The 11,010-nt window shown below is 46.4% G+C and carries 12 protein-coding genes; 7 read left to right on the top strand and 5 right to left on the bottom strand.

Translation table 11 applies throughout. The features are described 5' to 3' along the window. Window positions 1-72 precede the first annotated feature (72 nt). Both QUB70_RS29400 and QUB70_RS29395 read right to left on the bottom strand, forming a co-directional pair. Window positions 73-237, bottom strand: coding sequence for a DUF5009 domain-containing protein (locus QUB70_RS29400; protein ID WP_332985183.1), 165 nt, complete (start codon window positions 235-237; stop codon window positions 73-75). Next, window positions 237-500: a hypothetical protein gene (locus QUB70_RS29395; protein ID WP_332985180.1), complete on the bottom strand. Its 264-nt coding sequence runs from the start codon at window positions 498-500 to the stop codon at window positions 237-239. Before QUB70_RS29395 ends, QUB70_RS29400 begins: the two co-directional genes overlap by 1 nt. Before the next feature lie 63 nt (window positions 501-563). Between QUB70_RS29395 and QUB70_RS29390 the strand changes: the two genes are divergently transcribed. The 6 genes from QUB70_RS29390 (at window position 564) to QUB70_RS29365 (ending at window position 6,729) form a co-directional block, all read left to right on the top strand. After that, entirely contained in the window at window positions 564-1,160 is a 597-nt protein-coding gene (locus QUB70_RS29390; protein WP_332985178.1) for a DUF2079 domain-containing protein, read from the top strand. Between the two features lie 172 nt (window positions 1,161-1,332). Then, complete coding sequence (locus QUB70_RS29385; protein ID WP_332985176.1) at window positions 1,333-2,001, top strand: DUF3318 domain-containing protein; 669 nt, start codon at window positions 1,333-1,335, stop codon at window positions 1,999-2,001. Window positions 2,002-2,345: 344 nt separating this feature from the next. Continuing rightward, a complete protein-coding gene (locus tag QUB70_RS29380; protein WP_332985174.1) occupies window positions 2,346-3,344 on the top strand; it encodes an exopolysaccharide biosynthesis polyprenyl glycosylphosphotransferase in 999 nt (332 codons plus the stop codon). 543 nt (window positions 3,345-3,887) lie between these two features. Beyond that, entirely contained in the window at window positions 3,888-4,325 is a 438-nt protein-coding gene (locus tag QUB70_RS29375) for an ATP-binding protein (protein ID WP_332985173.1), read from the top strand. A gap of 164 nt (window positions 4,326-4,489) precedes the next feature. After that, window positions 4,490-5,758, top strand: coding sequence for a WcaI family glycosyltransferase (locus QUB70_RS29370; RefSeq protein ID WP_332985184.1), 1,269 nt, complete (start codon window positions 4,490-4,492; stop codon window positions 5,756-5,758). A 179-nt stretch (window positions 5,759-5,937) separates the two neighbouring features. Beyond that, the gene (locus QUB70_RS29365) at window positions 5,938-6,729 is read left to right on the top strand and encodes a Uma2 family endonuclease (protein ID WP_332985171.1); all 792 of its coding nucleotides are present in this window, start codon (window positions 5,938-5,940) and stop codon (window positions 6,727-6,729) included. Between the two features lie 109 nt (window positions 6,730-6,838). On the opposite strand, the gene QUB70_RS29360 is transcribed toward QUB70_RS29365, so the two are convergent. Both QUB70_RS29360 and QUB70_RS29355 read right to left on the bottom strand, forming a co-directional pair. After that, a complete protein-coding gene (locus QUB70_RS29360) occupies window positions 6,839-7,756 on the bottom strand; it encodes a DMT family transporter (protein ID WP_332985169.1) in 918 nt (305 codons plus the stop codon). Next, window positions 7,757-8,935 carry a Na+/H+ antiporter NhaC family protein gene (locus tag QUB70_RS29355; protein ID WP_332985167.1) on the bottom strand — a complete coding sequence of 393 codons (1,179 nt, stop codon included), beginning with the start codon at window positions 8,933-8,935 and terminating at the stop codon, window positions 7,757-7,759. A 423-nt stretch (window positions 8,936-9,358) separates the two neighbouring features. On the opposite strand from QUB70_RS29355, the gene QUB70_RS29350 reads away from it, so the two are divergent. Then, entirely contained in the window at window positions 9,359-10,291 is a 933-nt protein-coding gene (locus QUB70_RS29350; RefSeq protein ID WP_332985165.1) for a S1 family peptidase, read from the top strand. Window positions 10,292-10,332: 41 nt separating this feature from the next. Here QUB70_RS29350 and QUB70_RS32810 read toward each other — a convergent pair whose 3' ends face one another. Then, window positions 10,333-10,950 carry a tetratricopeptide repeat protein gene (locus tag QUB70_RS32810; protein WP_442927851.1) on the bottom strand — a complete coding sequence of 206 codons (618 nt, stop codon included), beginning with the start codon at window positions 10,948-10,950 and terminating at the stop codon, window positions 10,333-10,335. Window positions 10,951-11,010: the final 60 nt, after the last annotated feature.

Here is an 11,010-nt window from a genome sequence, read left to right as displayed (position 1 = left end):
TACTCTATCTTTTTTGAGGCGATTTGTCTAGGATTGCCGGGCTGTCTGGTTTTCAGGCAACCTGTCACCCCGTCAGGGGGAAGAATACTGTATCCACCGACAAAGCAAATCCCCGACAATAGTACCGGGAATCACAATAAACAAATACTTCAAATAATCAAATTGAAAAATCCAAGGTACAGGAGATGCTGACCAAATTAATTTAATCCAACCATCTGTACGAGATGCCAATCGCATCAATCTAAAAAAGGTTCCAAATTTTGCTGGCTGTAGTCGCCGGGAAAGTCTCTGCGCTGTGGCGGTATTTCCCAGGGATTCTGAAGGTCAACTATATCGTGAAAGCCGAAAATCGGAATTTGTACTGTGATGATTTCTAAGATTACTTGATAAGTGATGAAGGTTAGGAAAAATGCTAGTAAAAAGCTAATAATGCGTTTTTTTCGGAGCGCAATAGCCGGTTGAAAATACTCCGGCAATTTGTTAACTAAATAATTTACCATTGACAATTACAACCTTATGAGGTAAAAGGTTCAGGCGGCAGTATGAGGGTTTGTTTTGTCCAGATGCTGGCAGCATCTAGATTGTCGATACTCTGGTGGTCGCAGCATCAAGACAAATTTAAACCAAGTTTCCACCGCTTCTGGATTGGGTGTATTGGTTTGTCGATCGTACTTACCTACACTTCCAATCCTGGTCGAGCTTTGTATTTTATTTCTTATTATTCTTTTCAACCTTGGGTTTATCAATCTTTGCCGGCTCAACTCGGACACGCAGCTAATGTTAAAAAAGTTTTAAGTTTGATTCCCCAAGATGCTAGCGTTTCCACCAGGGGTTATATAGTTTCCCACCTTTCGGGCCGCCGAAACCTCATCCGTTTAGAGGTGATGCAGATGAAAGATGAAGAGGAAAAAGTAGTCGATATCGATTATGCGCTGTTAGATTTGTGGCAGTTGCAGCAGAACAATTTAAAAGTTCCCGTTGATAGAGGTAGAGTTCGGGGGGGAGTGTGTTTTACAGACGAAGCTCTGCGGGTCGGTGGTTGCGGAATTGCTGAAGTATTGGAGGGAGTGGTTTTAGTTCAAAAAGGCATAACTTCTAAGCCTGAAGTTTGGTCGGCTTGGTCGAAATTGCGGCAGGAAATCGAACAGTTGATGAAATAGTCCAAAGGAAACGATCGCTCGCGCAGTTGCGATCGCCCCGCCCGGAGTAAAATCAACTAAGATTGCCAAAAGGTCGATCGACCCCGGTTGCTAGACTAGATTTTGATTCAAGGTTTGCTATACTCCAGAAATAGACACATATTAACCTTTGGAAAATCAATAGGCCGGAGCTATGACATCCTATGCAACCTCTACAGCAAGAGCCGAGATGAGTGAGATCCGGCGCTTGAAAAACATACTGCCCCCAGAACTCCAAAGTTGGGTAACAGTAGAAAAAACAATAGAAGTTAATCCTACCCTGATCCGCAGCGAAGAAATAGGCAAAGACCAGGTAGAAATCCAAATAGACCTGATCCGCTGGGAACAGCTAGCAATGGATCAGCGCAACCTCCTATTTTGGCACGAAGTCGCCAGAATCCAAAACGACACCATCCCCAGAGACGGTTGGGAAATGGCAGCCCTCGCCATTGGTTTAGGCGGCGCCGTCGGCGAACTTTGGGTGCAAGACGGCTTGCTGCTGGTACTGGCCCTATCCCTGTGCGGCGTCTCCGGCTGGAGACTTTTCCAAAAAAACAACGGAGAGAAAAGTTTAAAAGAAGCAGTAGACGCTGACGAAAAAGCCCTAGCCCTAGCCACCCGCTTCGGCTACACTCTCCCAAACGCCTACAAAAGCCTCGGCAGCGCCTTAAAAACCTTAATCGAGCAAACCTCCAAAAAACAGCAGCGGGCTAAATACGAAGCTCGTCTCCAGGCCCTGAAACGCAACGCCGCCAAAGCCAAAGCCAAAGTCAAACCCATCACCCGCGAAACCTCCCAGTCAGAAAACGTCTACAATTCTTGATCTCATCCCCGACGCTTGGTACGGGGGTTTTCAAGTTAACGGTTACGGTTAACTGTTGACTTCCCTGTTAAACGACAAGATTAATCGGCTTGAATCCACAAAAATCTTGATTCCTATGTCAAAGTTTGGCAGCGGCTGTGTTCAAAAATCTTTCCGCCAAAACTTGGAATGGTAGATTCAAGTTTACCCTAGCCTTTGATATCGCGATCGGCGACAGAGTTTTCAGCAGTTTTTGTAAAGTTTGTATAAAGCTAGCCTTTGTTAACAACAATATTTGGTAAAGGTGGAGCTGCTAGGACAGAATAGGCTAAAGACATCCGTTTGAAATTTGAAACCAGGACTTCATGGTCAGTCACACCCCAGAGGCAGATTTTCGGGTTACATACTTGGACGAGATTCCCTCAGTTCACATACCCGTGCGCTTGAGCGTACTTGAAGCCGTAAACTTCAAGACAACCTGCCAGCAACTTTTCTCTGGAAGCACCGTTCCCAGCAAAATTGTCCTAGACTTCAGTCAGACGACATTCATCGACAGTAGCGGGATCGGTGCTCTAGTCAGCAATCTGAAATTTGCCAAACAGCGCGAAAGCGACTTGGTGCTCCGCAGCCTCAAGCCGCAGGTGATGGCAGTATTTGCTCTCACCAGCCTAGATCAAGTGCTGACGATCGAGCAGCCCTCTGCAACCTCAACTCCCACAGAGACCCACCGATCGGACAATCAGCTACCGATGACCCATCCCTCAGTGCAATCGTGGGTGAAACGGCTGATAGACATCGTTGGGGCAATAGTCGGTTTGATGATTACAGGAATTTTGCTCGTACCCATAGCCGCAGCCATCACTATCAACGATCCGGGCCCGATATTTTTTGCGCAAACCCGCTGCGGCTGGATGGGGAAAACATTTCAGATTTGGAAATTTCGATCGATGTGTACCAACGCCGAAGCTATGAAAGCACAAATCAAAAACCAAGCTTCCGGCGCGTTTTTCAAAAATGATAACGACCCCCGGATTACCAAAGTCGGGCGCATCTTGCGCAAAACCAGTCTCGACGAACTGCCGCAGTTTTGGAACGTGCTCAAAGGCGAAATGAGTCTAGTCGGCACCAGACCGCCTACCCCAGACGAAGTAGAGCGCTACGAAGTCCCTCAGTGGCAGCGTTTGGATGTCAAACCCGGGATGACCGGCGAATGGCAAGTCAACGGTCGCTCTCAAGTCCGCGATTTTGAAGATGTCATCCGTTTAGATTTAAAATACCAACAAAACTGGAGCCTGATGTATGACTTGAAACTAATTGTTAAAACCGTAACAGTCCTGTTTAACAAAAATAGCGGCGCTGTATAGAAGTCCTCAACCACTCACCCTTGAACTTCCAGGTGCTGTTGCCGACGGGCGGCGGGAACTCGAACTCGATACTTACTCAAGCAGGCGATCGGTAGCGATACCTACGTTAGTATTAAGTGTTAAAATTCACACCTAAGAAAATGGGCAGCTAGTTGGCAGCTCTGCGATCGGAGCATTAATTAGCAATTTGCCAGTTCGAGGTCGTACTCGAATAACGCCAGCATGGTTTTCGAGGACGACCATAACTCACCTGTGTTTAGAAAAGTACCGACTGCTAACACGGTCAAAGCTCAAATCACTCCCCGCAAGCTGCCAGCGTGAATTTTCCCTATTTAAACGCCCTACCGAGGCGGGTTACAGTATCGGAAGTCTCTCATTTCCTGTGCGAGTAAATGGTGCGAAAGGAATGCTCACCTTGAGGCAAAACGGGCTTCTTCAACTCAAGCTTGACTTAACTAATATGTTGCCAAGACCTTGCCCTCCTTTTCCTCTCCCACCGGCGCCGAGTACAGCGGTGGTGGGAACCGACCAGGGGGAAGAAAGATGAAAGACAAGCAACCAAAGGCCGAGTCGCACCTTCAGGTTGAAACAGACCTGGAGGCTTTAACATCCGTTTTGGAATGGTTGGAGAATATCGTTTTACCGCTGCTGCCAGGGGATTTCTGGTGGCAGTGCCGGCTGATAATCAACGAAGGCTTTACAAACGCTGTCCGCCACGCTCACCAGAACTTGCCCCCCGCGACGCCGATCGACATTGAGGTAAAAGTGTTTGCAGATTACTTAGAAATTAGGATTTGGGACAGGGGTCAACCCTTCAACCTGGAAGCCAAGCTGCACTCGATCATGCAAGAGCAGCGCGATCCCTTGGACAGAGAAGGAGAAAGGGGACTGGTGTTCATGTACAAGCTCACAGACGAGCTTCGCTATATCCGTACCGACGATCGCCGCAACTGCCTGGTAATGCGTAAAAACCTTACCTGATGGCACGATGCCCGCTAGGGGGCTGGGCGGATTCTTTCGCAAAGAGTGAAATATCCCAGCGCCGCCCCCTGAGATGCTCCCCGGAACCCAAGCGCATCCTCTGCAATTTGCCCGGGTGCAGGCTCGAAGCGTGCGGCAGGACAATTTGCTTCAAACTAAATATGATGCGTATTCTAATTTATTCCTATAACTACTATCCAGAGCCGATCGGCATTGCCCCCCTGATGACAGAACTAGCGCAAGGCCTAGTCAAACGCGGCCACCAAGTCCGAGTCGTTACAGGAATGCCCAACTATCCCCAGCGCCGGATTTATGAACAATATCGGGGCAAATTCTACCTCACCGAAGAACAGAACGGCGTTACAATTCAGCGCAGCTACCTGCGCGTCAACGGCCCCCACCCTACACTCCTAGACCGACTCCTGCTAGACGGCAGTTTTGTCGCCTCCAGCGCCGTCCAAGCCTTCAGCGGCTGGCGTCCCGACGTAATTTTCTCGACAATGCCCCCTTTACCGATTTGCGTCCCAGTCGCCTTTTACGGCTGGATTCGCGCTTGCCCGATCGTCCTCAACGTTCAGGATATCGTCTCAGAAGCAGCCGTGCGCGTCGGCTTGGTCAAAAAAAACGGACTGCTAGTTCGCATTGCTGACGCCTTAGAAAAATTGGCCTACTGCACAGCCAGCCAAGTCAGCGTCATCGACAGCGGTTTTGTCAACAAATTGCACTCTCAAGGAGTACCCCCGGAAAAAATAGTTTGCGTTCCCAATTGGGTTGATGTCAATTTCATTCGCCCCTTACCCAAGGAAAATAACTCATTTAGAGAAACCCACAAACTCAAAGGCAAATTTGTCGTTCTCTACGCGGGCAATATTGCCCTCACTCAAGGCTTGCAAACAGTTGTCCAAGCAGCGGCCCGTTTGAAACACATACCCGAAATCGCTTTTGTAATTGTGGGGGAATCAACAGCACTGGCGCGCTTGCAAAAAGATTGCGAAACTTACAAAGCTACTAACGTCATGCTGCTGCCATTTGAACCGCGAGAAAAATTGCCGGAATTGTTAGCTGCTGCCGATGTTAGTTTAGTCGTACAAAAGCGCCGCGTTACTAACTTCAATATGCCTTCAAAAATTCAAGTAATTCTCGCCAGCGGCCGGGCAATTTTGGCTTCGGTTCCAGAAACTGGTACGGCCCATAAAGCAGTGCAGCAAAGCGGTGGCGGGGTGGTGGTAGCGCCGGAAGATCCGCAGGCTTTGGCAGATGCAGTTGAGGATTTGTACTTGCACCCTGCTAAGGTGGATGCGTTGGGCGAGCAAGGCAGAAATTATGCTGTGGAGAATTACGGATTTGAGGAAGCTTTGAATCATTACGAAGCTTTATTTACGGCCGTGGCTGCGAGTCATGCTGAGAAAGTCTTGGCACCGCTGCCAAAGTAGGCGGTTTCAACCGCGTCTCTAGTCGAAATAAGTAGGCGGTTTCAACCGCGTCTCTAGTCAAACTTTCGTCCGCCGACGCGGACTCAATAATTAAGAGCGGACTAAAGAATCAAGGGGGTATTTAAGTTAGATTAGAGCTTACCAATTACCCATTACCAATTCCCAATTTCCAAAATACTATGAAATTTACCCTCGATGTAGAAAACAACCCTACAGGCTGGCCAGACCACACTCAGCTACCAGAATCCGACGGTACTTTTGTGAAAAATTTTCAAGAACATCCCCAAAGCATTCTGTTAACGGATTCCATTACTCCTGTCCTCGAAAGAATTCATCCAGATGCGAACTATTGTATCGGTCAAGACAGCGGCATTTATTGGCGATTAACTGACCCGCTAGAACGGGGTGCAGAAGCACCGGACTGGTTTTATGTGCCCAATGTCCCGCCAACGCTTGACGGTCAATTGCGCCGTTCTTATGTGATGTGGCAAGAATTGATTGCACCGTTAATTGTGTTAGAATTTGTATCGGGGAATGGGGCGGAGGAACGGGACAGAACGCCTTTACTGCGAACTGGTAAACAGGAAACTAAACCGGGTAAATTCTGGATTTATGAAAATGTGATTCATGCGGGATTTTATGCTATTTATGAAGTGAGCAACGCGAGTGTTGAAGTTTATGCTCTGATGGAAAATAGCTATCGATTGGTTGCTGCAAATGAGCGCGGCCATTATCCGATTGAACCGTTGGGTGTTGAATTGGGAATTTGGCAGGGAAGGTATCAAAATATGGAATTGCCTTGGTTGCGCTGGTGGGATAGTGAAGGTAATTTGCTGTTGGCGGGCTCTGAAAGGGCTGATGTAGAACAGCAGAGGGCTGATGTAGCACAGCAAAGAGCAAATCGGGCCCAACAAGAGTTAGAGCAGTTGCGGGCTCAATTGCGATCGGCTGGAATTGAACCGGAGTTGTGAAGGAATCTTGACTGGGAGGGGATTGATGTCATGCCCAGTTAAATAATTATCGTTAAGTTTCTAGTGACGGAAGTTATCAAATCCCGCCCATTGCCGATCGCTAATAATTTCATTGTGACTCAGTGCGGTTAGTAATAATAATGCCGCAGACGATCGCCAACGTACTAAAAATATGCACCCAAGAAATCGCTTCACCTAAAAAGAGCCGCGCAGCAATACCGCTAAAAACCGGAATCAAGTAATAGATTAAGGCCGTGCGGTTCGGGCCAATGAGGGCGATCGCCTGATTCCATGCTAGAAACGCCACCACCGACGAAAGAACCCCCACATAAAGTAACGCTAGGGCGATCGAAGGATTGAACGCCACAGGGTGATAAATCCAACATTCCAGGGCATAGAAGGGCGATAAAAACAGCAGCCCCAAGCTAAAAGTGCATAAAGTGAATGTTGTCATCCGCAGGTTGGGCGGCTTGCGCTTTACTAGCATCGTGTAGCCAGCAAAGATGATAGATGCCAACAGCATATACAAATCGCCGATCGCAAACGAAATGCTCAGCAGCCTTTCTAACGAAATGCTCAGCAGCCTTTCTAACGAGCCTCCCGCGATTAACAGTACAACACCGCTGATTGCGATCGCAATGCCTGCGGCGCGCGTTAACGAGATACGTTCTCCGTAAAACAGACGAGACATAAGTACAATAAAAACCGGAGAAGAAGTCGCAATTAACGCCATGTTCACCGCCAAGGTTGTGTGACCGGCAATGTAGATTAGAGTGTTAAAAGCAGTCACGCCTAATAGCGCCGATACAGTTAAGTAACGGAGATGTTTTTTAATCAATTTCCAGTCGGAAACTGCCGCCCGCACGGTGAATGGAGCCAAAGTTGCCACAGCAATCGCCCATCGCCAGAAAGCTAGACCTACTGGCAAAATATCCTGATTAAAAGCTCTAGCAACGATGAAGTTACCCGCCCAAATAACCGTCGCCACTACTGCCAAAGAATAACCCATTGACATTTTATTGTTCATTTAGTTGGGTTGATTTTTTTGAGGTGGTTTAGCTAATTTCATTTGAATTAAGTTAAATAAGGGAATGAGATACAAATAAAAGGCATAAGGGATAAAATCTGAATTGACACCCAAGACAGTTGCAGGCACTAATCCGGCAATATTCCAAGGAATTAAGGGAGAAATCACAACAGCGGTATTTTCCAAGTCAACAGCGAGTTGATAATCATCTAATCCGTCTTTTCGGTATTTCTCTTCAACGAGCTGATGAGTCAGGAGGATCGCAATAGTTTGGGTGCAGCCAAAGGCGGCTGACAAAATGCTGATGGCGGTCGTTGCCAAAAATAAATCGCCTCTCGATCGAGCTTTGTTGAGATAAACTTGAAGAAAATCTAGCGTTCTTGTCCCCGAAAAAATGCCGGCAAATGCTGTCGATACAATCACAACTGTTGAAACTTTGACCATCGACAAAATGCCTCCTCCCACCACAATATCTTTTAAAGTAGAACTTGATTCTAACTTAAATCCGGTGAGCGCGAATTGCAGAATGTCGATCGGCGAATAACCTTGGACGAAAATGCCGATCGCACTTCCGGCAATTACACTAACAGCCATTGCAATTTTGACTTCTACTCGCAACAGACAAAGGATTAAAATTGTCAAGGCTGGCAGCCAAGTTATCCAGTTAAGATTGAAGGCTTTGCTAATTTCAAAAGCCAGGTTATTGCCAGCAATTTGAACGGGATTTGCCAAGGATAAAATAAAATACAAGATGCTGGAAACTATCAGCGGTAAGAAAGCTGTTACAGTCATATTTTTGAGGTTCGTATAAATATCTGTGCGGGTAATGGCGGCAATCAAATTTGCGCTAGAAGACATGGGAGAACACCGATCGCCAAAATAAGCTCCGGCAATAATTGCCCCGGCGATCGTATTGGGATTGACACCGCTGTCCTTGGCTGCGATCGTTAAAGCAATGCCGATCGTGCTCGCAGCGCCAAAGGAAGTTCCCAGCAGCACAGAAACAATGCTAGTTAAGATAAACGCCCAAAATATAAAATACTGAGGGCTAATCAATTTAATTCCCCAATATACGAGAACCGGAACCGTGCCCGCCGCCATCCAGACAGCCATTACTGCTCCAATCAAAAGTAAAATACTGATTACTGAAAAAGATTTTTGACTTCCAGCAACAGCCATTTTAATTAAGCTGTTTAGTGGGAATCCCCTGTTTGACAAAATGATCGTAAAAATTGCCAGAGAAGCTAGCAACGGATAAACGACAAAATAACCTTTGATGGCACTAACTAAAAGTAGAACAAATGAAAGAATTACGAAAAATAGCAAGTCCATTAGACTAATTTTTGAAGTAAGGGAGAGTTTTGAATATTCAAGCAGCTAAGTAGATAAGTGGGAAAATACATAAGTATTTCATTGCGAGTCAAACGAAGTGAAGCTCTCTTCGGAGCGATCCGTTCGCCTTGATGCGTTCCCGTTCCCCGTCGGGGTTGGGTGAGGGGTAGGGTAGGAAAGCAATCGCAGAGGTTATAATAGCTTTATATTCTGTTACATAGCAAAGTTTATTTGCACCTACTTAGTTATCCAAATCAGCGCGTAATACTTGTGAATCGGCGGCAAATCCTAGCAATTTCACTCTTAATAACAGGCATATCTTTTGGTTTTGTGCGAGAAACGCCTGAGCCTGTAAGCATTCCATTGGCTGCCATTTCTCAGGAAATTAACCCGCAACTAACCGAAATTGCTAGTCAGGTGACAGTAAGAATTATATCAGATTCGGGAGCAGGTTCTGGGGTAATTATTCAGCGGGAAGGGCAAGTTTATACTGTGTTAACTAATCATCATGTAGTTGCGAAAAATCATCACAATTATAGCATATTGACGGCGGATGGAAAAACCCATCAGGCTAAGTTGGGTTTATCTCAGTTTGGTAAGTTAGATTTAGCTTTGGTGCAGTTTTCTAGTCCAGAATCTTATCGAGTGGTGGAGATGGGAAATTCCCCTAAACTATCTGTGGGGGATGGGGTTTTTGCGGCGGGGTTTCCGAATTGGCATTGGTTGAATGCTCAGGCGATTGAGGATACTCGGAGTTGGGGTTTAAAGGCGTTTCGGTTGACGGCGGGTAGGGTGGGAATGTTGCCGGAAAAGTCGTTTTTGGAGGGATATCAGTTGGGATATACGAATGATATTGCAGAGGGGATGAGTGGCGGGCCGGTGTTGGATAGTCGGGGGAGGTTGGTGGGGGTTAATGGGCGGTTGAAATATCCTTTGGCGGGTATTGAGGTGTTTATGTTTGTGGATGGAAGTGTGCCTTCGGAGGGGGTTTTTAGGGAGATGGAGGGGTTGAGTTGGGGGATTCCGATTGAGAGGTTTCAAGAGCGGGTAGGTTGGGTAGAACAGAGAGCTTGCACCTGTGGCAGAAACCGGGTTTCTGGCATAAACTCTGCATCTAAACCTATATTTATCGGTCAGAAACCCGGTTTCTCAAAGCTTTTTGATAATGGTGCAAGATTTCAGGTAGAACAGAGTGAGATGTAAGAAAATATTAGTGCGTTTTCCCTCCTCGTCTGAATTAATAACTACTGTAATTCATTAATTTTGTTAAGTGACTTTTGATACCACTGTTGGTTTAATTCTTCCTTAAACAGTTCAGCAGCTTTCTGAAAATCCTCTATTGCCTTCTGTTTTTCCCCTAAGTCTGAGTAGGCTATACCCCGGTCGTAGTAGGCATAATCATAATCAGGATCAATCTGAATAGCTTGGGTATAATCGGCGATCGCCTTCTGTTTTTCCCCTAAGTATGAGTAAACTAAACCCCGTTTGTAGTAGGCACTACCCTTTGCATAAGGATTCTGAATGCCTTGGGTCTCATCGGCGATAGCTTTCTGAAAATCCTGTATTGCCTTTTGTTTTTCCCCTAAGTCTGAGTATGCTATACCCCGTTGGTAGTAGGCGGAAAATTGGACAGAATAAAACTTATGGCTAAGCTTAATAGCTTGGGTATAATCTGCGATCGCCTTCTGTTGTTCCCCTAACTCTAAGTAGATATTACCCCGGTCTTCGTATAATTCAGAACTATTAGGGATCAGATTAATAGCTTGGGTATAATCTGCGATCGCTTTCTGTTTTTCCCCTAAGTATGAGTAAATATGACCCCTTCTTTTGTATTCCCAAGCATTTTTCTGACGGGGTGACAGGTTGCCTGAAAACCAGACAGCCCGGCAATCCTAGACAAATCGCCTCAAAAAAGATAGAGT

This window comes from Microcoleus sp. A003_D6, from assembly GCF_036702825.1.
In the GTDB taxonomy this organism is placed as follows: Bacteria; Cyanobacteriota; Cyanobacteriia; order Cyanobacteriales; family Microcoleaceae; genus Microcoleus.
The sequence above is the reverse complement of the archived record's forward strand: the minus strand, read 5'-3'. Positions and strand labels throughout refer to the sequence as shown.